Annotated in this window: 24 protein-coding genes; 19 read left to right on the top strand and 5 right to left on the bottom strand. The window is 42.4% G+C overall.

The genetic code is table 11. The features are described 5' to 3' along the window. Positions 1-309: 309 nt before the first annotated feature. The gene (locus CSH93_RS01880) at positions 310-2,439 is read left to right on the top strand and encodes a response regulator (protein WP_100641390.1); all 2,130 of its coding nucleotides are present in this window, start codon (positions 310-312) and stop codon (positions 2,437-2,439) included. A 23-nt stretch (positions 2,440-2,462) separates the two neighbouring features. On the opposite strand, the gene CSH93_RS01875 is transcribed toward CSH93_RS01880, so the two are convergent. Both CSH93_RS01875 and CSH93_RS01870 read right to left on the bottom strand, forming a co-directional pair. Continuing rightward, the gene (locus CSH93_RS01875) at positions 2,463-3,464 is read right to left on the bottom strand and encodes a Gfo/Idh/MocA family protein (protein ID WP_100641388.1); all 1,002 of its coding nucleotides are present in this window, start codon (positions 3,462-3,464) and stop codon (positions 2,463-2,465) included. 23 nt (positions 3,465-3,487) lie between these two features. Beyond that, entirely contained in the window at positions 3,488-5,128 is a 1,641-nt protein-coding gene (locus CSH93_RS01870) for an FMN-binding glutamate synthase family protein (protein WP_100641386.1), read from the bottom strand. Positions 5,129-5,229: 101 nt separating this feature from the next. Here CSH93_RS01870 and CSH93_RS01865 point away from each other — a divergent pair, with 101 nt between their 5' ends. From CSH93_RS01865 to bfr (CSH93_RS01840), 6 genes are all read left to right on the top strand, one after another. Then, positions 5,230-6,702 (top strand): flavin-containing monooxygenase, encoded by a 1,473-nt coding sequence (locus tag CSH93_RS01865; protein WP_100641384.1) that lies wholly within the window; start codon positions 5,230-5,232, stop codon positions 6,700-6,702. Positions 6,703-6,759: 57 nt separating this feature from the next. After that, positions 6,760-7,677 carry an alpha/beta fold hydrolase gene (locus tag CSH93_RS01860; RefSeq protein WP_100641382.1) on the top strand — a complete coding sequence of 306 codons (918 nt, stop codon included), beginning with the start codon at positions 6,760-6,762 and terminating at the stop codon, positions 7,675-7,677. A 67-nt stretch (positions 7,678-7,744) separates the two neighbouring features. Beyond that, a complete protein-coding gene (locus CSH93_RS01855; RefSeq protein WP_240615463.1) occupies positions 7,745-8,128 on the top strand; it encodes a hypothetical protein in 384 nt (127 codons plus the stop codon). 87 nt (positions 8,129-8,215) lie between these two features. Further along, positions 8,216-9,802: a cation:proton antiporter family protein gene (locus CSH93_RS01850; RefSeq protein WP_100641380.1), complete on the top strand. Its 1,587-nt coding sequence runs from the start codon at positions 8,216-8,218 to the stop codon at positions 9,800-9,802. 123 nt (positions 9,803-9,925) lie between these two features. Then, positions 9,926-10,402, top strand: a complete 477-nt coding sequence (gene bfr / locus CSH93_RS01845; protein WP_100641378.1) for a bacterioferritin — start codon at positions 9,926-9,928, stop codon at positions 10,400-10,402. Between the two features lies 1 nt (position 10,403). Further along, entirely contained in the window at positions 10,404-10,871 is a 468-nt protein-coding gene (bfr, locus tag CSH93_RS01840) for a bacterioferritin (protein ID WP_100641375.1), read from the top strand. Between the two features lie 11 nt (positions 10,872-10,882). Here bfr (CSH93_RS01840) and CSH93_RS01835 read toward each other — a convergent pair whose 3' ends face one another. Continuing rightward, complete coding sequence (locus CSH93_RS01835) at positions 10,883-11,341, bottom strand: hypothetical protein (RefSeq protein ID WP_124748922.1); 459 nt, start codon at positions 11,339-11,341, stop codon at positions 10,883-10,885. A gap of 209 nt (positions 11,342-11,550) precedes the next feature. Between CSH93_RS01835 and ccoN the strand changes: the two genes are divergently transcribed. The 12 genes from ccoN to rssA all read left to right on the top strand — a co-directional run bounded on the left by ccoN (position 11,551) and on the right by rssA (position 22,310). Further along, positions 11,551-12,984: a cytochrome-c oxidase, cbb3-type subunit I gene (ccoN, locus tag CSH93_RS01830; protein WP_100641371.1), complete on the top strand. Its 1,434-nt coding sequence runs from the start codon at positions 11,551-11,553 to the stop codon at positions 12,982-12,984. A gap of 10 nt (positions 12,985-12,994) precedes the next feature. Then, positions 12,995-13,600, top strand: coding sequence for a cytochrome-c oxidase, cbb3-type subunit II (gene ccoO / locus CSH93_RS01825; RefSeq protein WP_100641369.1), 606 nt, complete (start codon positions 12,995-12,997; stop codon positions 13,598-13,600). A 2-nt stretch (positions 13,601-13,602) separates the two neighbouring features. Beyond that, on the top strand, positions 13,603-13,788 hold the full coding sequence (locus CSH93_RS01820; protein WP_100641367.1) for a cbb3-type cytochrome oxidase subunit 3: 186 nt from the start codon (positions 13,603-13,605) through the stop codon (positions 13,786-13,788). Beyond that, positions 13,785-14,735, top strand: a complete 951-nt coding sequence (ccoP, locus tag CSH93_RS01815) for a cytochrome-c oxidase, cbb3-type subunit III (RefSeq protein ID WP_100641365.1) — start codon at positions 13,785-13,787, stop codon at positions 14,733-14,735. Before CSH93_RS01820 ends, ccoP begins: the two co-directional genes overlap by 4 nt. A gap of 65 nt (positions 14,736-14,800) precedes the next feature. After that, the gene (locus tag CSH93_RS01810) at positions 14,801-15,295 is read left to right on the top strand and encodes a FixH family protein (RefSeq protein ID WP_100641363.1); all 495 of its coding nucleotides are present in this window, start codon (positions 14,801-14,803) and stop codon (positions 15,293-15,295) included. After that, a complete protein-coding gene (locus CSH93_RS01805) occupies positions 15,292-17,694 on the top strand; it encodes a heavy metal translocating P-type ATPase (RefSeq protein WP_100641361.1) in 2,403 nt (800 codons plus the stop codon). Before CSH93_RS01810 ends, CSH93_RS01805 begins: the two co-directional genes overlap by 4 nt. Before the next feature lie 9 nt (positions 17,695-17,703). After that, positions 17,704-17,907 carry a cbb3-type cytochrome oxidase assembly protein CcoS gene (ccoS, locus tag CSH93_RS01800; RefSeq protein ID WP_100641359.1) on the top strand — a complete coding sequence of 68 codons (204 nt, stop codon included), beginning with the start codon at positions 17,704-17,706 and terminating at the stop codon, positions 17,905-17,907. Next, positions 17,897-18,571 carry a sulfite exporter TauE/SafE family protein gene (locus tag CSH93_RS01795; RefSeq protein WP_100641357.1) on the top strand — a complete coding sequence of 225 codons (675 nt, stop codon included), beginning with the start codon at positions 17,897-17,899 and terminating at the stop codon, positions 18,569-18,571. Before ccoS ends, CSH93_RS01795 begins: the two co-directional genes overlap by 11 nt. Before the next feature lie 31 nt (positions 18,572-18,602). Beyond that, complete coding sequence (gene fnr / locus CSH93_RS01790) at positions 18,603-19,349, top strand: fumarate/nitrate reduction transcriptional regulator Fnr (protein WP_100641355.1); 747 nt, start codon at positions 18,603-18,605, stop codon at positions 19,347-19,349. 101 nt (positions 19,350-19,450) lie between these two features. Continuing rightward, a complete protein-coding gene (uspE, locus tag CSH93_RS01785) occupies positions 19,451-20,380 on the top strand; it encodes a universal stress protein UspE (protein ID WP_100641353.1) in 930 nt (309 codons plus the stop codon). Between the two features lie 103 nt (positions 20,381-20,483). Next, the gene (gene ttcA / locus CSH93_RS01780) at positions 20,484-21,398 is read left to right on the top strand and encodes a tRNA 2-thiocytidine(32) synthetase TtcA (RefSeq protein ID WP_100641351.1); all 915 of its coding nucleotides are present in this window, start codon (positions 20,484-20,486) and stop codon (positions 21,396-21,398) included. A gap of 12 nt (positions 21,399-21,410) precedes the next feature. Further along, a complete protein-coding gene (gene rssA, locus CSH93_RS01775) occupies positions 21,411-22,310 on the top strand; it encodes a patatin-like phospholipase RssA (RefSeq protein WP_100641349.1) in 900 nt (299 codons plus the stop codon). On the opposite strand, the gene CSH93_RS01770 is transcribed toward rssA, so the two are convergent. Together CSH93_RS01770 and CSH93_RS01765 are read right to left on the bottom strand one after the other, a co-directional pair. After that, positions 22,311-22,955, bottom strand: coding sequence for a DUF2987 domain-containing protein (locus tag CSH93_RS01770; protein ID WP_100641347.1), 645 nt, complete (start codon positions 22,953-22,955; stop codon positions 22,311-22,313). It lies immediately after the preceding gene. Then, entirely contained in the window at positions 22,952-23,740 is a 789-nt protein-coding gene (locus CSH93_RS01765; protein ID WP_100641345.1) for a glucosaminidase domain-containing protein, read from the bottom strand. Before CSH93_RS01765 ends, CSH93_RS01770 begins: the two co-directional genes overlap by 4 nt. Between the last annotated feature and the right edge of the window lie 14 nt (positions 23,741-23,754).

The raw sequence follows: 23,754 nt of genomic DNA, 5'->3' as shown, positions 1-23,754 counted from the left end.
TAATACTGAACTCCTCAGACCATGCTTACTTGAAGATATTTTCTATAGCACTAATAAATTGAATGTAGCTCTTGTTTTAAACTCCTTCAAACCAACGAGACAAATAAAATCTATCTTATTGTAACTTTTGTGCATAGAAAGCTATTCGAAAGTTATACGAATAGGTTTCATTAACTTAGTTTTAGAAACGCTTCTAAAAAAAGGTATAAAAAATTTATCCTTTAATTCTCCAGTAGTCTACGCTCGTATATATGTTCCGTTAAATACTTCAGTATCTAATGGTGTGACGTATGGAATAGATTTCTTTAGATGCAAAACCTTCGACTCAAATATTTTATCGCTGTAACTATAATTGCTTGTTTGGTCACCTTTACGTGGGGGTGGTTGAGCTATTTGATTGATCAGCAACAAGATGATGCATGTATCATTAACATCGCAGGCCAGCAGCGCATGTTAAGCCAGCGAATTGCCCTGCTCTCATTTAAGCAAATTGATAACGGGAACTTCATTGAGCCGCTTACAAGAGCCGTTGAGACATTTGAATCAAACAATCAATTTTTAGTGAATATAGAATACCTTCCTGAACGCGTGTTAGAGCTTTATTATGGTGACGCCAATCTTCAAAGTAGAGTAAAAACCTATATCGAAGACGCATATGCATTCATACAAAACCCCACTTCATCGCAAATCCAATCTCAAATTCTTAAACAGAATGATGTAGACACCTTGTTGTATGATTTAAACGCCGTCGTTGAGGCTTTTGAATATGACGCTAGCAAGCGCACAGAAAAACTGTATCGACTAGAAACTATGGTGTGGTTAATTACTTTGTTAGTGTTGCTCTTAGAAGTCGTGTTTATCTTTGAACCAATGCGCGCTGCGTTAGTGAATTACATTGCAAAACTTAAGGAATCAGTCACTGCAGCGCAACAATCCGAACAAAAAGCGATAGAAGCTAAACAAGTAAAGTCGCAATTTTTGGCCAATATGTCGCATGAACTTCGAACACCAATGACAGGCATGTTTGGCATGCTCGATTTAGCCGAAGCCAATCCTGAAAAAGCGCAATCCTATATCAGTAAAGCCAAACGTTCCGGACAACAACTGCTTGATCTCATTAACGATATTTTAGATTTTGAAAAAATTGAATCCGGTAAAATGGTGCTGAGTCTAACTGACTTTTCACTGTTGGAAGTAATGGATAATATTTGTACCAATACTGATATATTATGTCGACAAAAAAACATTAGGTTTGTCTACGATTGCCCAAATGAATTGCCGCATTATATCTATTCTGATCCCGGTAAACTGTCACAAATTTTAACCAACATTGTAACCAATGCGATAAAGTTTACTCACCAAGGTGAAATACGATTATCCGTAGCAGTAACCGTTAAAAATAAAGCTCATCATTTGGATATCCAAATCCAAGATAGCGGCATTGGCATGACAGTTGAGCAACAAAGCAAGATATTTCAGGCATTTACTCAGGCTGACAGTTCAACATCGCGAAAATTCGGCGGGACTGGATTAGGACTGAGTATTGTGTCAAAACTTGTCGAACTCTTTAACGGCACCATAAGCGTTGAGAGTGAAGTAGACCGAGGTAGTACTTTCAGCGTATCCATTCCAATTAAAATAGGCCAAGCACCTCCGGTAAATGTTAGTGATCTCAATACTGGGCGCAAGCTAACCTGTGCTGTTGTAGATGACTTGGAAGCAACCAGGGAGTTTGTCTATGCCCAAGCGGTAGCGCTCGGCTTTGAAGTACAACAATATGAATCGGGTGTGAGATTCCTCGAACAATCTCCGTGTGTAGATGTGCTTATAATTGACTTGTTCATGCCTGATTTAGATGGTTTTGATGTTGTAAGGCAGTTGCAACAGAGCTGTAACTCCTGCCCTCTTCAGACTATTATGATGACCGCTGCCTATGATCAAGTTGAAATTCCCGACGATCTGAAATCCAGCATAAAACGCCTAACCAAAAAGCCATTAGAAAAGCAGCAAGTACGTCAACTGCTTATTAATGCGCGAGATAAAGTACTCAATCGGCGCAACGTTGATGGTCAAGGCAAAGTTATTCTAGTGGTTGAAGATAATCCGATTAATGCTGAAATCGTGACGACAATTTTAGCCGCTGAACAGTATAAAACGTTAGTAGCTGTAAATGGCCAAGAAGCAGTTGAGATTATCAATAAAATAAAAACTAAACCCGATCTAATTTTGATGGATATGCAAATGCCGGTTCTAGACGGGGTTTCGGCTACCGGTATTATTAGAGACCAATTCAATGTAAATATTCCTATTATTGGATTGACCGCTAACGTTCAAAAATCTGACAGAGCTGTATGCATCGAAGTCGGGATGAATGATGTTTTGACGAAGCCAATAGACAAAACACTCCTATTAGAAACACTAGCGGAATATCTCAGCTAGGACATGATTCTGTAGTCAAAGTGCTAAGTGGATTCGATGTGTGCTGGGTAATTAAAATGCCATTGGTGTCGCAGTTCATCCATAATACCTAACGCTCGTAACGTGTGTTGCTTGCTGGATAAAGGACATTCTATTTCCCCAGTATTTAGGCTTTTTATAAACTCTTCTATTTGTGCACTAAACTCTCGTCCATAGCGAAAGGGATATTCCTTTTTGGTTTTACCTGCTTTGGTGTAAACGATGTAGTTCTGCGCCGCTAAAAAATTAGGGATTTCTATATATCCCTTCGTACCACTTATTTTGGCCTCTGTTGGCATCGTACTGGCAAAGCTTGATGATAGTTTTGCATATCTTTCGCCTGAGTATACAAGCGTAAGGTTGTTGGACTCATCTACGCCGGTATTACAAAATTTTGCATTCCCACTGACTTCAACTGGATCCGTCTCAAACACAATATCAGCAAGTGTTAAGGGGTAAATACCTAAATCTAATAACGCTCCGCCGGCGGTCTGCATATTTTTCAGCCTATGCGTATCATCGAAATGCCCATTAAATGAAAAGTTTGCCTGTACGCTGTTAATATCTCCGATAACGCCCGACTGTAAATCGTGTTTCAGTTGTCGTATCGCGGGTAAGAAACGCGTCCACATGGCTTCGACTAATAAAACGTTATGCTCTCGAGCAAGAGCAAACAAACGCTTAGCCTGGTTACCATTAACCGTTAGCGGCTTTTCACACAGCACCGCCTTACCTGCGGCTAGACAAGCGGCCGCAGATAAATAGTGTGCGTTATGAGTATTGGCAATATAGACCGCATCAACCAAAGGGTTATCAATCAGTGATTGATAATCATCGTACGCATATTCTAATGTATATTTTGATGCAAAAAGTTGTGCCCTTTCTGCGCTAGTCGAAGCGCACGCGATGACCTGGGTATTGGCAACGGGTTCGATACTTTTCATAAAGGTTTGTGCAATATGACCACACCCAAGAACGCCCCACTTCACTTCATTTTTTTGCTTCATCAATGATCAATCGCTCTTTATTGCTATACACGTCTAATAGGGATAGCTTCCCCCTGCGTTACATGTGCCAATTCTTCATTAGGCAGGAATGATGCAGCGCTCGCTTCTTCGATTTCAATTTTATAGCGTTCAGGAATGTTTCCACTATTGAAAGACCCTCTAGGTACAAGCGGAAATATTTCGTCATAGCGTTTAACATTTTCTTGATTCACGCGGCGATATATATGTGTACGGTTCAGATCGGTAGTGTGTTTCAAACCGGTAGAGGAAAGAATATCAGCGGTCACATGAACCGTTTTTTTGTGAAATGAATGAACCCGCTTATATTTATCTTCTACCACTAATCCTTTTGCCATTCGTTTGTCTTGGGTTGCTACACCTGTAGGGCACTTATTGGTATTACAGGACAATGATTGAACACAACCTAACGCTAACATCATGCCTCTTGCGCTGTTACAGGCATCTGCACCCAATGCAAGATGTTTAACTAAATGGAAACCCGTGATAATTTTGCCCGATGCTATAATTTTAACGTCATCTCGTAGGCCGAAACCGGTCAACATATCATCTACAAAAACTAATGCCTCTTTAAGTGGTGTACCTATCGAGTTGGAATACTCAAGTGGGGCAGCGCCTGTACCCCCTTCTCCACCATCGACCGTGATAAAATCGGGTGTTATCGATGTTTCTAACATGGCTTTACACATCGCAACAAATTCACTTCGCCGCCCTAGCGCGAGTTTAATACCAATTGGTTTGCCGCCTGATAACTCCCTTAATTGAGCGATAAATGCCATCATTTCGAGTGGTGTTTTAAAAGCCGAGTGTCGAGCAGGGCTATCGACTTGCGTGAACGGCTCAACCCCACGTATATTGGCTATTTCTGGAGTGTTTTTGTCTGCAGGTAAAATGCCGCCGTGACCCGGTTTTGCGCCCTGAGACAGTTTGATTTCAATCATTTTAACGGATGGATTGTTCGCGTTCTCAGCGAACTTACTAGGATCGAATTTACCGTCACTACTTCTGCACCCAAAATACCCAGTACCTATTTGCCAGACAATATCCCCACCATGCGCTAAATGATACGGACTTAAACCGCCCTCCCCCGTGTTATGGTAGAAACCGCCTTCAGCAGCCCCTTTATTGAGTGCTCTGATGGCGTTTTCACTTAATGCCCCAAAGCTCATCGCTGAAATATTTAATACACTGGCGCTGTAGGGTTGCGTACATTGTTTACCACCAATGGTCACTCTTGGGTCGCAGTCTAACTGCTCCACATCCCGTGCCGATAAAGAATGACCAATCCACTCATAGCCATCACGATAGGTGTTAACTTGAGTGCCAAAAGGAATGGTCTCGCGGCTGTTCTTGGCTCTTTGATACACTATATTCCGAAACATCCTTTCAATGGGAGCTCCGCCGGTGTCTGGCTCAATGATGTACTGCTGAAGAAATGGGCGCATTTTCTCAATCAACCATCGGCCTCTGCCAAGCAACGGGAAGTTACGTAGAATGGAATGTTTGTGCTGAAAGCGATCATAGATAGCTAAACAAAGTAGAATGGATAACAATCCAACCAACCATAGTATTGGTGTTATCCAATAACTGACGAGCATTGCCGTAACCAATAATATGCTTAATATTAAAATTACACGCTGCTCCATACACACTCCGTTATTATTCTTGTTAGACTCCTACTTTATATTATAGGTATAGCACCTATATCTTTGCCTGAGTAGCGTTAACTGTATTATGAAATCTGTGCATGAATGATTTAGAAGCGCCTTTATATACTGTTGTTATCATCGGAAGTGGCTTTGGCGGTCAAACCGCAGCGATAAACCTATTAAAACAAGGTGTCGATGATTTTATTATGCTTGAGCGACGTTCTTTTGCGGGCGGAACCTGGAAGCAAAATGCCTATCCTGGTGCAGCGGTAGACGTTCAATCTCCACTGTATAGTCTTTCATTTGAACCCTATGATTGGACAAGGCTCTATGCAGAGCAACCAGAATTGGAAGCATACACTCAGCATATATTTAACAAATATCAACTAAAAAATAAGTTACGTTGTAACGCGAACGTGACGGAAATACGCTGGAATGATGTTGATAAGCATTGGACGGTTAAATTAAATAACCAAGAGCATATAAAGACGCGATTTGTTATCAATGCCACCGGGCCACTCAGTCAGCCAGTTACCCCCCCATTTAAAGGTCTAGATTCGTTTGCTGGCGCTAGTTTTCATACAAACCAGTGGGATCATCAGGTCGAATTACACAATAAACGGGTCGCCATAATCGGCAGCGGTGCGAGCGCGGCTCAGGTCATTCCCGCCATTGTAGATAGTGTTAAAACGCTACATGTGTTTCAAAGAACGCCACATTGGGTTATACCCCGAAAAGATGTGACGTTTAAACCGTGGCAGCGCTGGTTACTAAAATTTAAGCCGGTAGCGTATTTGTTACGATGGTTTATTTATTGGATGCTTGAGTTTCGTATCATAGGATTTAAATATTCGACTAGATTGCTAGAAAGCATTGGTACAAGGCCTGCGAAACGTCATTTAAATAGGCAAGTGAAAGATCCAGACCTACGGCAAAAACTTACTCCAGACTTCACTATAGGATGTAAGCGAGTCATTATCTCTAATACGCTTTATCCAGCACTTACAAATACCAATACGGTCTTTCATGACAAATATGATGGCGTATCTGAAATAACGCCAACAGGTATCATTACCCAAAAAAATGATTCAATAGACTTAGACGTTATTATTTATGCGACGGGTTTCGATGCTACAGACGGTTTGATTTCATACCCTGTCTTCGGCAAAAACGGGGCTAAATTAAGCGATTTCTGGCGTGATTATCCACGTGCATATCTTGGGACAAGCGTACCTGAATTTCCCAATTTATTTATTGTGACAGGACCTAATACGGGGATTGGCCATACTTCAGCACTTTTTGTGATTGAGTCACAAATGAAGTACATAATGAAAGCGATAAAAATAGTGCTAGGCTCGAAATCAAACGCTATTGAAGTTACGCGTGACGCAGAGGCGCGCTATACCAGCATGGTACATAGAGAAATGCAGAGTACTGTATGGCATACTGGTGGCTGTCAATCTTGGTATAAAAGCAAAAGTGGTAAAGTAATCGCAATGTTTCCTGGTTTTAGTTTTAGTTACCGCCGATTATGTTCTCGTTTTAGAAAAAACGATCACTTTACTAGCTGATAAATCACAAAAATCACTCCGTTTTCAGCGCTCTTTCTCATTTTAAAGGAATAAATCATGTCCATTTTGTTTGTACTTGTTCTGCTCGTTATTGTGGTTTATTGGAAAACCTATCCTCGTTTTGGCCATTGGTTATATGATTTCGCAAATGACCTTGAAGAAAAGCTTTATGGATTCAAAAAACGCACTGCCATGTTAGATGGTATTGAATATCATTTTTGGCAAAACGCGAATGAATCAAAGCCTCTTCTCATTTTATTGCATGGCTTTAGCGCAGACCATACGGTTTGGTTGCGTTTTGCCAACAATCTGAATGAACACTTCTTTGTGGTGATCCCTGACATGGCTGGACATGGTGCAACGGGATTTGATCAACGCTGGAGCTATACGCCAAAAGCCCAAGCCGATCGCATTGCGCTGTTAATAGAACAACTGGGCCACACCAAAGCACACATCGTAGGTAACTCTATGGGAGGCTTGATTGCCGCTCACTTAGCCTGTCATACAGCAAAATGTGCGTCTGTGACTTTAATTGATCCCGCAGGACTTAAAACGCCAATCCCAAGCACTATGGATAAACTAATTAATAACGGCGAAAACCCTTTTTTCATCGATAATAAAGCAGCATTCAAACGTTTTTATAATATGGTAATGGCACGCCCACCTTTTATCCCTTCTGTTGTTAAAGACGCGGTTTGTGAAAAATATATGGCTAAAGAGCAAGAGCTTCAGCAAATATGGGGTGACTTCAATCAAAACGAAGGTTACCTTAAAGCCGATTTGCCTAACTGTCATTGCCCTGCACTTGTTATCTGGGGCGCAAAAGACGAGTTGATCCATGTCTCAGGCGCTAATGAATGGCAGCAAGGATTAAACTGTACTGCACACATTTGGTATGATTTAGGGCACATGCCGATGGTAGAAGCACCAAGCAGGACAGCTTACGCAGTAAAACAATTTGTCGGTGCAGATTAACCTCGAAACATTTTAGCTGACTGGCCGATAACAAGTAGATAAAGAAGTATATAAAACGAGGCTCTCATTGAAAGACGATAAAGTGGATTTGGTCAAACGACTCATCCGCGCCAATAACTATCGCCAGTATGATAAGACACTAGAGCAATGTCATGAGCTGGGCATTAATATTAATCGAGTCGCCTTAACTCGTTTTGCTGACAAGCTAGAGCTTATAGATAGAGCTGAGCGAAATAAGGCTCGTCGTGAACAACAATCTATGGAAAGCTCTGCCCCCTCGGGGCAACAAACAAATCCCTCCACGCCATTAGCCACACGTGACATGACATACGAGCAAGTTAAACAACGCGAGGCTGAGATAACGTTTGAATTAGGTGCATTGAGAATTAAAGAAAATGCCTTGCTTATGGAGTTAAATGCATTGTCTGAACGCTTAAAAGATAAGCATTAGATACGTTTTTTATTTACATATACCCTATCATTCCACCAAAATCAGCTCTGAAACGCGATAATATTTTTTCATTAGGGAAACCTCGCCATGGAATATATCTTTCTTCTTTTTGCTTTCATTTGTGGGCTTGGCGTCAAGCTAATCGGTATTCCACCGCTAGTTGGCTATCTAGCGGCAGGTTTCATTCTTCACTTTTCAGGATTCGAAGCCAGTGCGTCGTTAGACCAAATTGCGTCGTTAGGCATCACAATTATGTTGTTCACCATTGGTCTTAAGTTAAACATGCAAGATCTAGCTAAACGCGAAGTTTGGCTTGGCAGTGTGCTACACACTGGGATTTGGATGGGGCTTGCAGGCGTCATTATAGCGGCACTGTCAATGTTAGGTGTTTCTTATATTGCTGATATGCAAGTCAGTACCGTGGCACTAATAGTATTTGCTCTGAGCTTCTCTAGTACAGTGTGTGTGATGAAGGTCTTAGAAGAGAACGGAGAAAGTAAAACCCGTCATGGTAAGGTCGCAATGGGTATCTTGGTTATGCAAGATATTTTTGCCGTCGTATTTCTGGTTGTCGCCACTGGTAAGCTTCCGGATGTCTGGGCCATTGGACTGCTACTTTTGCTACCGTTAGCCCCTATATTTGGCAAAATTGTTAATGCGTCCGGCCACGGTGAATTGCTGCCGTTAACAGGGTTTATATTCGCACTGGGCGGCTATCAGTTGTTTGAACTTGTTGGTGTTAAAGGCGATCTCGGTGCTTTGGTCATGGGGTTACTACTTGCGACCCACGCAAAATCTGCTGAAATGGCCAAAGCATTATTAAGTTTTAAAGATCTATTTTTAATCGGGTTCTTTATTAGCATTGGTTTAACAGCCCTACCCACATGGGAAATGTTAGGTATTGCAGTAATCATCGCATTACTACTGCCACTTAAATATTTTATATTTTACGTTTTATTGACTGTGTTACGTCTACGCGCTCGCACAAGCTTCCTTACCGGCTTGGTAATGACAAATTACAGTGAGTTTGGACTTATAGTTGCTGCACTTGCGGTTAGCTTAGGACTGATGACAACGGAATGGTTGGTGATTATTGCACTGGCAGTTTCGATATCGTTCGTACTAACCAGCGTGGTGTATCGTTCTGCGCACAAACTCTACAGTCAATACAATGCCTCCCTTAAGAAGTGGGAAAAAGCTACACGCTTGCCTGAAGATCAGTACCCTGTCATGGAAAAAGGACGTTTTTTGATTGTTGGTATGGGGCGCGTCGGTATGGGAGCCTTCAGTTCATTGAGTCATTTAGCCGGAGATGCAGTCTGGGGTATGGATGCCGATAGAAGTAAAATTCGCAAATTACAAAAACAGGGACTGCAGGTTATTACCGGCGACGGTGAAGATGCCGATCTTTGGGAAAGCTTGGACGTCAGCCAAGTGGAACTTGTCATGCTAGCGTTGCCTTCAATAGATGACGCCATAAACATTACTGAACAATTAAAAGCGGTAGATTTTAAAGGCAAAATAGCCGCAATTGCTCGCTACGAAGATGAAGTGTCAGCATTGCAGGACAGTGGCGTAGACAAAGTATTCAACTTCTTCAAAGAAGCGGGCCTTGGTTTTGCAGAAGAAAGCTTAGCTTTTGTTGAAGATCGTATATGTGTTACGGACCAATAGAATAAGAATAGTAGACGAATTGAGAATCGTTATCACTTTGTATCTGTATGATATTTAAAGAAAAATTGAATTTCGGTGAGTTTGCGCTATACTTTTGCCTAATTTCTTTTGGCGAGACACCCAATGCAAGGTAATAAAAGCGTTATTGCAATTCTCAATGAAGTATTAACTTCAGAGCTTACGTCCATTAACCAGTATTTTTTGCATGCCCGCATGTATAAAAATTGGGGCTTTTGTAATTTGAATGAAACCAGTTACAAAAAGTCGATTAAGGATATGAAACAAGCAGATAAGCTTATCGAGCGGATCCTGTTTCTTGAGGGATTACCCAACTTACAAAAGCTTGGCAAGCTCTACATCGGCGAAGACACAGCAGAGATGTTGAAGTGTGATATGACATTTGAACTCGAGCAAGTTCCGCTACTCAAGAAGGCAATCGCGCTGTGCGAATCTGAACAAGACTATGTAAGTCGTGATCTGCTTGAAGATATACTGACCTACGAAGAAGACTACATCGACTGGCTAGAAACTCAACAGTATCAAATAGAGGCTATGGGTATAGAGAATTACCTACAGAGCCAAATTGAGGAGGATGAATAACATGCAGGGTAAGCACAATATTATCGAGGGCTTGAACACCCTACTCGCTTATGAATTAGCAGCGATGGATCAATACTTTATTCATTCACAAATGTATCTCGATTGGGGTTTAAATAAACTTTATGAGCGCATCAATCATGAATTTGATGATGAAAAAGGCCATGCAACTAAACTGATTGAGCGTATTTTGTTTTTAGAAGGTACACCTGACATGCAAACGCGCGTTGGGTTTATGGTAGGAAAAGACGTTCCTGAAATGCTAGCAAGTGATCTTCGAGTCGAATATGAAGTTGCAAATAAGCTCAGGGAAGTGATGGCATTAGCCGAAACAGAACAAGACTATGTTACACGCGATATTTTGTTGGAATTGCTTGATGATACAGAAGTTGACCATGCTTACTGGCTAGAGCAACAATTAGGCTTGATAAAGCGCGTTGGATTAGCAAATTATTTGCAGTCTCAAATGTAACGCTAGTCTTATTATTCAACGGTAGTAAAAAAACGCACGCTTATTGGCTGCGTTTTTTTGTTTATAACGAGTGTCATTTGCCATTCCATTTGCGTCAGATTGCAACTCCCTAAGAAGAACAGGCCCTCGTATGATGTAGTTGATTCCGCATTACGAATTACCGGTGTTTTTCCCATATACATATTCACGCCTTCAATCCAGCCCGCTTCGACGCTAAATGAGGCTGTCGATTTAACGCTAACAAAGCTCTCTTCCTCTATCTGTGGTGGCTCTACAAATGAAATTGTAAAAGCCTGATTATCTAGGTTAACAGTACATTCTCGATCTGACATGATGCATAGGTGATCCCCTGCTATATTTAAAGCACTTTGCCCTGTTGGTGCTATTGGATGTTCACTGCCGTTTTTTATAAATATAAATGTGACAATAGCGATAATGGTTACGAGTGAAAAAGTTGCGTATTTTTGCATCGACATTTAACTAAATATTAACCTGTGTTTAACGTTTGAATATCGTTTATTGACCGAGATCAACTGTTTTGTGCTTTGGGTATCTTTATGTATTTAAAAGCATTATTATCGCACCGTCAAAAACCACTTGGCCGATACAAAATAAAGCATAAATCGCCAAGGACAAACAGTGAAAACACTTTTTTAAATTGCAGTGGAAGATCCGTCAAATGAGTGAAATCAGCCAAGCACAGCCAGACTACAACTATAAAGTGGTTCGGCAATTTACCGTGATGACAATCATCTGGGGCATCATTGGGATGACCGTTGGAGTCCTTATTGCAGCGCAGTTATTTGCACCTGCTTTAAACTTCGACCTCCCATGGTTAACCTATTCACGATTGCGTCCCCTTCATACCAACGCGGTTATTTTTGCGTTCGGTGGTTGCGCCCTATTCGCTACCTCATACTACATCGTTCAGCGTACCTGTCAGGTACGATTGTTCAGCGATAAACTAGCGTCGTTTACGTTTTGGGGATGGCAGGCCGTTATTTTAAGTGCCGTTGTTACCTTGCCATTAGGTATCACCAGCAGCAAAGAGTACGCTGAGCTTGAATGGCCGATTGATATCCTGATCGCTTTAGTATGGGTCGCATACATCATCAACTTCTTCGGAACCCTGGTGATCCGTAAAACGTCTCACATCTATGTTGCTAACTGGTTTTTAGGCGCATTTATGTTGACCGTTGCGGTATTGCATATCGGTAACAGCATGGCGATTCCATTGTCTTTCACCAAATCTTACTCTCTATATGCGGGTGCAGTCGATGCCATGATGCAATGGTGGTATGGCCACAACGCGGTAGGTTTCTTCCTAACGGCAGGATTCCTAGGGATGATGTACTATTTCGTACCAAAACAAGCCGGCCGACCAGTTTACAGCTATCGTCTTTCGGTGGTTCACTTCTGGGCACTTATTTCACTGTACATTTGGGCCGGTCCTCACCACCTTCATTATACTGCGCTTCCTGATTGGACTCAGTCGTTGGGTATGGTGATGTCGTTAATCCTATTTGTTCCTTCTTGGGGCGGTATGATTAACGGGATTATGACGTTGTCAGGTGCGTGGCATAAACTACGTACTGACCCAGTGTTACGCTTCTTGATTGTTTCTCTATCTTTCTACGGCATGTCGACGTTTGAAGGTCCGATGATGAGTATTAAGACGGTAAACGCGCTATCTCACTACACAGACTGGACTGTTGGACACGTGCATTCTGGTGCGTTAGGTTGGGTTGCGATGGTGTCTATCGGTTCAATTTATCACCTTATTCCAGTGTTATTTGGCCAACGCGGCATGTACTCAGTTAAGTTGGTTAATGTTCATTTCTGGTTAACGACCATTGGTGTTGTTCTTTACATTGTAGCGATGTGGATCTCAGGTGTTCTTCAAGGCTTGATGTGGCGCGCAGTTAACGCTGACGGCACACTAACCTATAGCTTTGTAGAATCATTAGAAGCCTCTAAGCCGTTCTATGTCGTTCGTTTCCTTGGTGGTGTGTTCATTGTTGTTGGTATGTTGATCATGGCATACAACGCCTACATGACAATTAGAGCCCCTAAAGAAAGCTTTGGCCAAGAGCCAGCAAGCCAGGCAGCGTAAGGAGTAAACAATGGCTAATCCACATGAGTTAATTGAAAAGAACGTTGGTCTACTAACGGTTCTAATATTAGTCGCTATCAGCTTCGGCGCGATGGTTCAAATTACGCCCTTAATGTTTCAGCAGCAGACAATGGAGCCTGTAACAGGTTTGCGTCCTTACACTGCGCTTGAGATGGAAGGTCGTGATATCTACATTCGTGAAGGGTGTTATGGTTGTCACAGCCAAATGATTAGACCTTTCCGTGCTGAAACAGAGCGTTATGGTCACTACTCTGTTGCCGGTGAGTCTGTGTGGGAACGCCCTTTCCTTTGGGGTTCTAAGCGCACAGGTCCTGATTTGGCGCGAGTTGGTGGTCGTTACAGTGATGAATGGCACCGCGTTCACTTAATAAACCCGAGAGACGTTGTTCCAGAATCCAATATGCCCGGCTACCCATGGTTGCAGGAGAATGTGTTATCAGGTGACGAAACCGGTAAGAAATTGCAGATCTTCCAGAATTTAGGTGTTCCTTATACTGATGAAGATATTGCAGGTGCTAAAGCTGCTGTTCAGGGTAAAACCGAAATGGAAGCGCTTATCGCCTACCTACAGTCACTTGGCACACATTTGAAGTAATTATGGATCAAGGTGTAATCGGCAGCATATTTACTGTCATCGTATTCGTCTCCTTCATCGGTGTTGTCTTGTGGGCATTTAGTAGTCGCAACAAGCAAAAATTCGACGAGGCAGCCAACCTAGTGTTTGCTGATGAAGAAGACAACAAGAACACAAAAAATAAGACACAGGAGTCTGAAAACTCATGAGCATGTTTTGGACAATTTGGATTTCGGTAATAACACTCGGGCTCATATTCGGTTGTTACCTGCTTTTGCGTTGGTGTTTAGCCAATAACACAGGTATTCCTGAAGGCGAAAGCATGGGGCACGAATTTGATGGAATAGAAGAAATTAATAACCCTTTACCTAGATGGTGGACGATTTTGTTCTATATCGTCATCGTATGGGGTCTAGTTTACTTGGTGCTTTATCCTGGACTCGGAAGCTATAAAGGCTTATTGGGTTGGACAAGTTCAAACCAAGGCGTTTTAACTCTGGAAGAATCTAACGCGAAGCAACAGGCGGCTATCGATTCAGGCGCACTGGTTCAATATGACCGTGAAATTAAGTTTGCGAACGAACGTTTTGATCCGATCTTTGCTGAATACGCAAAGGTGCCGGTTGAAGAACTCGTTAAGAATGAAGAAGCGGTAAAAGTTGGTCAACGTTTGTTCTTACAAAACTGTTCACAGTGCCACGGCTCTGATGCTCGCGGTCAAAACGGCGGTTTCCCTAACCTAACCGACAATGACTGGTTGTATGGTGGTACGGGAGACAAGATCAAAGAAACGCTTCGTAATGGTCGTAAAGGTGCTATGCCTGGTTGGCTCGCTCCCTTTGGCGAACAAGGGATTAAAGAAGTGGTTGCTTATACATTGAGTCTAAGTGGACGTGAGGTTGACCAATCACTTAAAGATGCGGGTAAAGTTCGTTTCGCCGCTTGTGCTGCTTGTCACGGTATGGATGGTAAAGGTAACCAAATGCTTGGCGCCCCAAATCTTACTGATAACATTTGGCTATATGGCGGTAGTGAGCGTGCCGTTACAGAAACGTTGAATTACGGTCGTAATGGTGTGATGCCTTCTTTCGCCAAAACGTTAGGCGAAGATAAGATTCACGTTGTCGCAACGTACGTTTATAGCTTATCGAATTAAACCTAGTTTGGTGTCAAAATAGCCCCGTTATCGCGGGGCTTTTTTATATAGGAAACTAAATTTCAATGACAAAAACGAACATTACGCCATGGTATAAACAATTTTGGCCATGGTTTTTAATCGCTGTACCCATGTCGTCGTTTATTGTGGGTTTTATAATGTTCCACTTAGCATCGAATACAACGGATAGCTTAGTCGTTGATGATTATTACAAAGAAGGCCGTGCCATTAATGCAAGGCTTGATAAAATTCAAACAGCCCGAACGTTGAATATTAAAACTGAGCTTACCTTTGCTGCAGATGGATCTATAGCGCTGAAGTTTCTATCGGGTACGCCGCGTTCTAGCGAAGCGTTAAAATTATCCCTTTATCACGTGACATTGAAAGATCGTGACGTCGATATTTTGCTTTCAACCGATGCACAAGGGGTTTACCGAGGGTTCACTGAAGAAGTGCTCGACGGTAAATGGAGGGTCACCCTGCTACCTCTCGATGAATCCTGGAAGATCCAACAAGTAATAGCGTTACCACAGACATCTAGCATACGGTTTGAACCTTGAGCACTACACCTACATGTTATCACTGCGGGCTTCCAAATTATGAAGGCTCGAAATACAGCGTTGTTATTGCTGATAAGTCTCGTGACATGTGTTGCCCTGGCTGTCAGGCAGTTTCTCAGGCCATTGTTGATAACGGGTTGGAAGATTACTACACCTTTAGAACAGAACCTGCAGCAAAAGGCGATGGATTTCTTGAATCTACGTTGGATAAGTTAGCCATATTTGACCAAGCCGAAGTGCAGGAAGAATTTGTCCATGACAAGCGTGATAAAAAGCAGATCCAATTAACCATCGAAGGTATTACATGTGCTGCTTGTGGTTGGCTAATAGAAAAACAAATGGCCAAAACCCCAGGTATTGCTCAAGTGTCGGTTAACGTGTCGAGTCGCCGAGCGCTTATTGATTGGGATCCATCTCAAATTTCCCTGAGCGCTATCATTGCTAATTTTCAAAAAATTGGCTACCACGCCTCTCCCTTCCAACCTGATAAACACGAAGAGAGCTTTAGGGCCGAACAAAAAACACTACTCAAAAAAGTTGGGCTCGCAGGCATCATGACGATGCAAGTTATGATGTTGATGGCAGGGTTATATTTTGACTGGTTTGGCAACATCGATTTAGAAACCCGGCATTATTTCTACTGGGTGAGTTTAGTGCTCACAACGCCAGTCGTATTGTATTCCGGTAGTGTTTTTTACGTTAGCGCGATGAAAGCGATTGCGGCAAAAACGGTTAATATGGATGTACCTGTTACTCTGGCTGTAATTGGGACCTATGTGGCGGGTATCAAATCAACCCTATTAGAAAAAGGCGAAGTGTATTTTGAATCTATATGCATGTTTATCTTTTTCTTATTGTTATCACGCTTTTTAGAGCATCGGGCTCGCCACAAGGCGGCATTGATATCAGCCAATATGCTGCAGTATATGCCTGTTTCAGCGACGTTAGTTGTGTCTAATGGGCACAAAACCGTTTTAGCAAAACAGCTGCAACCTGAACAAATAGTACTGGTAAAGCCCGGGGAAACAATTCCTGTTGATGGCGTGGTTGTTGATGGGCAAAGTCAGGTAAATGAGTCTATGTTAAATGGTGAATTTGAACCAGCAACCAAGATTTCGGGGAGCACAGTCTACGGTGGTACTGTGAATGAAAGCGGTTCACTGACAGTTAAAGTAACGACACGGTTAAAAGATGCATTAGTCAATCAGATCGTGTTGATGCAAGAAGAAGCGTTGGCAACTAAACCCCATATCGCCCAAATTGCAGATAAATTCTCGCGCTATTTTGTTGTTGCAGTGCTCGTTATATCGGCATGTACCTATTTGTTTTGGTCATGGGTTGGTAGTGAACATGCGTTTTGGATCACCATAGCAGTATTAGTCGCTACCTGCCCTTGCGCATTGGGATTGGCCACGCCATCCGCCCTAACCTGTGCAATGGCACGTCTAAATAACTTGGGAGTTGTACTTAAACGAGCAGACGCGTTAGAGCAGATAAATACGGTTGACACCCTTGTGTTAGATAAAACCGGCACATTAACTGAGGGTAAATTCTCAGTTCATAGTCAATGGCGCTCACCACATTATTCTGGTGAAGATCCTATGGAAGTAGCAGCCACACTAGAGTCACGATCAGAACACCCTATCGCTAAAGCATTTGCTGGTTGGCCATTGCTTTCAGTGAAGAATACGAAAATCACCATCGGTGGTGGTATTGAGGGTGAGGTTAACGGCAAAGTGTATCGCATCGGTAGCCCTCAATATGTCGGTGAACAGGCTGTAGACCAAGCATTAAAACAAGGTGTTGCGCATATTGATTCTGCGAATGTTTGGTTAACTGAAGAAAATAACCTAATTGCGATATATTGGTTAAATGACACACTCAAGCCTGGTGTGAAACAAACACTACAGGATACGCCGCTAGAAAAAGTACTGCTCAGTGGAGACACCGAATCAAACGTTAAAATGATAGCCGAACAATTGAATATTCCAACTTACATTGCCAAGCAAACTCCTTTTGATAAGCTTAAATTCGTAGAACAAAGCCAATCTCAAGGGAAAAAGATTATGATGATTGGTGATGGTGTAAACGATGCGCCCGTTTTAGCGAAAGCGGATATTTCCATTGCTGTTGGGAATGCATCCGATCTGGCGAAGAGTTCAGCAGATGTTGTTTTGTTAAATGACAGCATTTCAGCCACACCGGAACTGATTGATATGGCCTTACGGACAAAACGTAAAATAAAACAAAATATAGCGTGGTCTGTGGGATATAACTTACTGATACTACCTTTTGCTGTTTCGGGCATTTTAGCGCCTTGGATGGCTGCTGTAGGTATGTCCCTAAGTTCTATTATCGTTGTGACCAATTCCACAAGGCTGTTAAGAAAGAGAAGTTAGAGCGCTAAAATGACCATTATTTATGTATTGATCCCAATCGCTATCATCATTGTGGCTATCGCAATAGGTGTTTTCTTTTGGGCGGTTAGATCAAATCAGTTCGATGACCTTGAAAGACAGGGTTACAGTATCTTGTTTGATGACGATTTATCGCCAGAGGAAAAAGCACTTGCAGAAAAGCGTAAACAAGATCTAGAAAAAGATGGCGAGTGAATTTAATCTTTTCGCCGCATTTTTGATCGGATTAGCCGGCGGTGTTCACTGCTTAGGAATGTGTGGAGGAATTACAGTAGCACTTCAATCGGCTATTCCTCGAAATGCAAATCCACTCATCTACTCATTAAGTTATCACCTCGGCCGTATAGCCAGTTATGCCGTTGCGGGAGCGCTTGCTGGATATGTCGGCACGATCATTAGTCATGCAAGTAAAAGCCATGGATTATCAATTCTAACCATTCTAAGCGGTATTATGTTGGTGCTGCTTGGAAGTTATATTGGCAATTGGTATCGCGGTTTGCTCAAATTGGAAAAGCTCGGCGGTTTTCTTTGGCGTTTTATTCAACCTGTGTCTAAACGATTAATCCCCTTTAGGTCGCCTATTCATGCACTTTCCTATGGCATAGTATGGGGCTGGTTGCCGTGTGGACTTGTGTACTCCACGTTGAGTTGGAGCATGGCAGCAGGCTCGTCATTACAAGGCGGTCTTATCATGCTTATGTTTGGCTTAGGAACACTGCCTTTAATGCTAGCGGTCAGTATCGGCTCGAGCAATTTAACCTCGATTCTTCGCGCGAATTACCTGAAACAATTCATAGCTTTATTACTTGCTAGTTATGGTGTTTACTTGATTTTTAATGGCGTAAGATTTATAACGTAAGTTGTCTTTTGGGCAACCACTAAGGTGCATAATGCACAGCAAATTAGGTCGCAGTGACCTGTCAATACACTGTCAAACCTGTAGTTTTAGTCACTTATGTCTTCCAGTTTCACTTAGTGAAGAGGAAATGGGGTCGCTGGATGAAATCATCGAGCGTAAAAAGCCATTGCATAAAAACGACAAACTTATTAGCGCAGGTGATCCTTTTCATTCTCTATTTGCAGTGCGTTCAGGCTCGTTCAAATCCTTTATTAGTGATGAAGACGGCGAAGAACAGGTTATTGGTTTCCATTTCCCCGGGGACATTATTGGATTTGATGCGCTGCGCGAAAACACACATAAAAGTTTCTGTCAGGCATTAGAAACCGCTATGGTGTGTGAGCTTCCTTATGAAACGCTCGATGAAATGTCTGCGAAATTTCCTAAATTACGCAAACAAATCATGAGTTTTATGAGCGCTGAAATTAAACACGACCATGATTTAATGATGTTATTAAATAAGCGCACTGCCGAAGAACGGTTAATGTATTTTATCGCACATTTGTCACAGCGCTTCGAAGAGCGAGGGTTTTCACCCAAGCAATTTAACTTAACCATGACCCGAAATGATATAGGCAATTATTTAGGTCTAACGGTTGAAACGATTAGCCGCCTGTTAACACGTTTCCAAAAAGAAGGTGTTATCAGTGTAGAAGGTAAACTGATCACTATTTTAGACTTCGATAAGATGTCGGAGAAATTGCATTCTGCAGAAATCCCCTCTTGTACCATCGAATAATTCACTTTGCTTGCGTTAGGTTGATCTAACGCAAGTCCCTCAACTAGCAAATTTTTTTATCCCGTTTACACTGTAACTAGACATCAAAAACGGAAAATAGAATGTTTGAATATAAAAATATCCTAGTTGTTATCGACCCAGAAGCTGAAACGCAAACAGCACTTGCCCGCGCCTGTGAATTAGCCGCAAAATGCAATGCTAAAGTGACGGCATTCATGTGTATTTATGACTTTTCATATGAACTCACGACCATGTTGTCTGCCGACGAACGCAATGCAATGCGTAAAGCGGTATTAACTGATAGAACTGAATGGCTATCAACTTTGGTTAAACCGTACGGGTCAGACAATGTAGAGGTTCAAGTTAGCGTAGTATGGGATAACTCCGTTTATGAATCAGCGATTAAGGCGGCGTTAGAGTTACAAGCTGACCTAATTGTAAAAGCTGCAGGCTCGCATGATGATCTCGCATCATTACTTTTCACGCCGACAGACTGGCATATCCTTAGAAAGTCACCTACGCCAGTACTGATGGTTAAACAACATGATTGGCCAGTGAATGGCAATGTAATTGCCAGTGTGAACGTTGGTACTGAAGATGGCCAGCATGCGCGCTTAAATGACAAAGTGGTTGAAACCGCCAAAGGATATTCAGAGCTTTTAAAAGCGAATTTACACCTTGTAAATGCATACCCAGGAACTGTTGTTAATTTAGCAATAGAAATGCCTGAGTTCGATCCACAAGGCTATAACGAAAATGTAAAGCGTCATCATCAAAATGAGATGCAAAAGTTTTCGCACAAACACTCAGTAGCACCTGAAAACTGCCATGTAATCCAAGGGTTACCGGAGGCTGCAATTCCTCAACAGGCAAAGTCATTAGATGCTGAACTGGTCATTATTGGTACGATTGGCCGGGCGGGATTGTCTGCAGCGCTAATTGGTAATACCGCAGAAGCCGTTATAGATGGATTGAACTGTGATGTGCTAGCCATTAAACCTGATGACTTTGAATCACCTATTCACGGATAACACGCCAATGAAAGATGGGTACTCAAAATAAAAAACGTCAGCTGTTTTTTAACGCAACAATAAGTTTTACAATAGGCGCATTAGTATTCTTATTCAGACTTACATGAACTCTAGCGTTAACACTCGCGCTGACGCCAAGCGCCAATACAGTATCAACAAACTCCAAAAACGCCTGCGTAGAAATGTCGGCAAGGCGATTGCTGACTTCAATATGATAGAGCATGGCGATCATGTCATGGTGTGTTTATCCGGCGGAAAGGATAGCTACACCCTACTCGACATATTATTGTTTTTGAAAGCGATTGCGCCGATTGATTTCACTATTACAGCTGTGAATCTTGACCAAAAGCAACCAGGCTTCCCCGAACATGTTCTTCCTGATTACCTGGATAATTTAGGGGTGAATTATAAAATTGTAGAAGAAGACACTTACAGCATTGTTACGGACAAAATACCGGAAGGTAAGACAACCTGTTCGTTATGTTCTCGACTTCGACGCGGAATATTGTACAGAACTGCAAAAGAAATAAAGGCAACCAAAATTGCGCTTGGTCACCATCGCGATGATATGCTGGAAACCTTGTTTTTGAATATGTTTCATGGTGGCAAGTTAAAGGCAATGCCGCCTAAATTAGTCAGTGACAACGGTGAGCACATCGTTATTAGGCCATTGGCATACTGCTCAGAGCAAGATATTCAGCGCTACAGTGATGCGGTAAACTTTCCCATTATTCCGTGCAACTTGTGTGGTTCGCAAGAAAACCTGCAACGAAAGAACATTAAGATGATGCTACAGGATTGGAACAAACGATATCCAGGCCGCATTGAGTCTATGTTCCGTGCAATGCAGAATGTTGTTCCGTCACATTTAGCGGATTCAGAACTATTCGATTTCAAATCAGTAGAAACGACCGACGCGCCTGTCGAAGGTGGCGATACAGGCTTTGATCAGCCAAATTTTCCCGTTTCACAACCTGATGTGTCAGACGACAAGCCGCAAATTATTTCGCTTAGCTAACAAGGATCACATATGAAAATTGGATTAGCCCTAGGCGCAGGCGCAGCGCGTGGATGGACTCACATCGGCATAATTAAAGCGCTTGAAAAAATGGGGATTAACATTGATATCGTAGCTGGCTGCTCGATTGGTGCCTATGTAGGTGCGGCTTACGCAAGCGGAAAGTTAATAGAGTTAGAGGAATGGGCTAGCTCTCTGACCGAATGGCAGGTATTTGCCCTTTTAGGCGTTGGTATACGACGTGGTGGTATCGCTTCGGGTCAGAAGGTTTTTGATAAACTTGCTACAGAATTCTGTGCAAATTCGTTTGAAGAAATGAACAAACCTTTTGCTGCTGTTGCTACAGATTTATATAGCGGCAGAGAAGTCGTCTTTAACTCAGGTGTGCTTGGCGATTGTATTCGCGCATCATGTGCAATACCGGGTTTATTTTCACCTGTTGAACACGGCAATCGATACCTAGTGGATGGTGCTGTAGTCAACCCTGTACCGGTAAATCTATGTCGACAGCTAGGTGCTGATTTTGTTATCGCAGCTAATTTGAGTGCTGATTTTAGGCCGCAGGTGTTAGAGCAAAACAGCATTGAACACGAAAAGATGCAGCGTAAAACCGACGAGTTCTTAAATTCAAAAACATCTGTTCTACGTCAGTGGTTTTCACCCGGTCCCAAAGAAGAAAAAAGGTCAATGCCCGGTATTATGGGGGTTATGAGTAGTTCGCTTGAAATTTTACAGGCTAGAGTCACGCGTTCGAGACTCGCTGGCGATCCACCTGACATCCTAATTGAACCGCAATTACGCGATGTTGGCTTACTAGAATTTCATCGTGCAGCTGAATTAGCTGCACGCGGTGAAGAGAGTGTTAACCGGCTAGCAGAACAAATCCGCTATCAGTTAAGCTTGGATAGTTGATTACCGGTGGGTTCTAGCTGTTATTCTCAGAGGGATCTGAGGTAATACAAGTAGCTTACCTTGTTTTAACCAATCACTATTGAGTTGCAATACCCCATTGACGATACTGGGTGCGTCTTTTAATTCATAATCTAGATCATGATCGGAGAAGTGCACAGTTAACCCATCGACTTGCGGCATCATAAAAGATAGGAAACTCCCCATTTCATTAAAAAATGCTGCGTATTGCTCGAAAATTAACTGCAAATCCTTGGGTTCATAATACTGTTTCAAATATTCAGGTTTGGTTTCCAGTTGAACTGACATATCGCATTGATTTGCTAGATCATTGGTAACGATACGAACCGTTGCATCGGCGAGGTTTAGCGCTCGTTCAGAGGGAACGGTAAACCTATTTTCTGGCGTGATCACCAACGGAATCGTTTGTTTTTGTGTGACGATATCGGCAGAAATAAGTTTGCATAATCTCGATTGAGTTACATGCTGGAATCCAAACGCAAATTGCAGCGCCTGAGTATCCTCACCGTTTAGTTTTTTTACATGACTATAGAAACCTTTGTATTCGACTTCTATTACGTCTTCAGCATGCACGAATCCGGAACCCAGCAGGAAAAACACAATGCTGATAATACGTTGAAAACTCATGTAGATATAAACTCCCTATTAATGCGTATCATATGTTGTAGCTCATCGATGTAGGCTTCTCCCCTTTCGGAATACTGCATCAAGCCTTCTGATAATGCAGTACCCGTTATTGGGCGCTGATTAACCCTGAGTCTGTAACGAATTTCTCGCAACGATTTGTAAGCTTGGTGACGATTTAGGTTGCGCATGTAGGTATATGTCGCATGCGCGAGGTTCTTAAATTTAGCTACTTCATGAACCGCACCATCTGTGCGTTGCTTAGGTACAAAGCCACAATTTACTCTAAAGCACCATAAACCAAAGAAGTTGTATCCTTGGGTAGCAAATCTTGATGTTCCCCACGCACTTTCGTTTGCAGCTTGTACTAATACTAAATCCGCCGGTATTATATCGACACGGCGTAACAACGCTGATAACTGTTCTTTAATGGGGAGCGTGGAATCTACTTTATACTCTTTTACTAACCAATGAAGACGACTAGTATCTGCAGCGCTTAAAACGCCGCTTTGCTCATAAGCTTCAGCGATCGCCTTTATTTTCAGTCGTAAACCCATGATGTAATCATTTTGGCGCTCGACTTCGGGTAATAAGTAGTCAAAAAACGCTGACTTTTTATCTTTCACCTGCCCAATGCTTGCAAAATCAGGCATTTCTGGTTCCGCTTCTCGAGCTGTCACAGGCGGTTCAGGTACAAGTGGTTTCGGTCCATATAAAACGGGATATAGAAAAGAGAAACCAACGAAAAGCGTTACTAGTAACCACCAAACTATTTGCTTTATGTTCATACCCACCTCACATC

Source organism: Neoalteromonas facilis, from assembly GCF_002807665.1.
Taxonomy (GTDB): Bacteria; Pseudomonadota; Gammaproteobacteria; order Enterobacterales; family Alteromonadaceae; genus Alteromonas_E; species Alteromonas_E facilis.
Note: the sequence above shows the minus strand (reverse complement) of the source record. Positions and strands in the feature narration are given on the sequence as shown.

What these genes read in the sequence shown, in the direction of transcription:
- CSH93_RS01880 (WP_100641390.1), top strand. Translation starts at nt 310, where the DNA reads ATGCAAAACCTTCGACTCAAATATTTTATCGCTGTAACTATAATTGCT.
- CSH93_RS01875 (WP_100641388.1), bottom strand. Translation starts at nt 3,464, where the DNA reads ATGAAGCAAAAAAATGAAGTGAAGTGGGGCGTTCTTGGGTGTGGTCAT.
- CSH93_RS01870 (WP_100641386.1), bottom strand. Translation starts at nt 5,128, where the DNA reads ATGGAGCAGCGTGTAATTTTAATATTAAGCATATTATTGGTTACGGCA.
- CSH93_RS01865 (WP_100641384.1), top strand. Translation starts at nt 5,230, where the DNA reads ATGAATGATTTAGAAGCGCCTTTATATACTGTTGTTATCATCGGAAGT.
- CSH93_RS01860 (WP_100641382.1), top strand. Translation starts at nt 6,760, where the DNA reads ATGTCCATTTTGTTTGTACTTGTTCTGCTCGTTATTGTGGTTTATTGG.
- CSH93_RS01850 (WP_100641380.1), top strand. Translation starts at nt 8,216, where the DNA reads ATGGAATATATCTTTCTTCTTTTTGCTTTCATTTGTGGGCTTGGCGTC.
- bfr (WP_100641378.1), top strand. Translation starts at nt 9,926, where the DNA reads ATGCAAGGTAATAAAAGCGTTATTGCAATTCTCAATGAAGTATTAACT.
- bfr (WP_100641375.1), top strand. Translation starts at nt 10,404, where the DNA reads ATGCAGGGTAAGCACAATATTATCGAGGGCTTGAACACCCTACTCGCT.
- CSH93_RS01835 (WP_124748922.1), bottom strand. Translation starts at nt 11,341, where the DNA reads ATGCAAAAATACGCAACTTTTTCACTCGTAACCATTATCGCTATTGTC.
- ccoN (WP_100641371.1), top strand. Translation starts at nt 11,551, where the DNA reads ATGAGTGAAATCAGCCAAGCACAGCCAGACTACAACTATAAAGTGGTT.
- ccoO (WP_100641369.1), top strand. Translation starts at nt 12,995, where the DNA reads ATGGCTAATCCACATGAGTTAATTGAAAAGAACGTTGGTCTACTAACG.
- CSH93_RS01820 (WP_100641367.1), top strand. Translation starts at nt 13,603, where the DNA reads ATGGATCAAGGTGTAATCGGCAGCATATTTACTGTCATCGTATTCGTC.
- ccoP (WP_100641365.1), top strand. Translation starts at nt 13,785, where the DNA reads ATGAGCATGTTTTGGACAATTTGGATTTCGGTAATAACACTCGGGCTC.
- CSH93_RS01810 (WP_100641363.1), top strand. Translation starts at nt 14,801, where the DNA reads ATGACAAAAACGAACATTACGCCATGGTATAAACAATTTTGGCCATGG.
- ccoS (WP_100641359.1), top strand. Translation starts at nt 17,704, where the DNA reads ATGACCATTATTTATGTATTGATCCCAATCGCTATCATCATTGTGGCT.
- CSH93_RS01795 (WP_100641357.1), top strand. Translation starts at nt 17,897, where the DNA reads ATGGCGAGTGAATTTAATCTTTTCGCCGCATTTTTGATCGGATTAGCC.
- fnr (WP_100641355.1), top strand. Translation starts at nt 18,603, where the DNA reads ATGCACAGCAAATTAGGTCGCAGTGACCTGTCAATACACTGTCAAACC.
- uspE (WP_100641353.1), top strand. Translation starts at nt 19,451, where the DNA reads ATGTTTGAATATAAAAATATCCTAGTTGTTATCGACCCAGAAGCTGAA.
- ttcA (WP_100641351.1), top strand. Translation starts at nt 20,484, where the DNA reads ATGAACTCTAGCGTTAACACTCGCGCTGACGCCAAGCGCCAATACAGT.
- rssA (WP_100641349.1), top strand. Translation starts at nt 21,411, where the DNA reads ATGAAAATTGGATTAGCCCTAGGCGCAGGCGCAGCGCGTGGATGGACT.
- CSH93_RS01770 (WP_100641347.1), bottom strand. Translation starts at nt 22,955, where the DNA reads ATGAGTTTTCAACGTATTATCAGCATTGTGTTTTTCCTGCTGGGTTCC.
- CSH93_RS01765 (WP_100641345.1), bottom strand. Translation starts at nt 23,740, where the DNA reads ATGAACATAAAGCAAATAGTTTGGTGGTTACTAGTAACGCTTTTCGTT.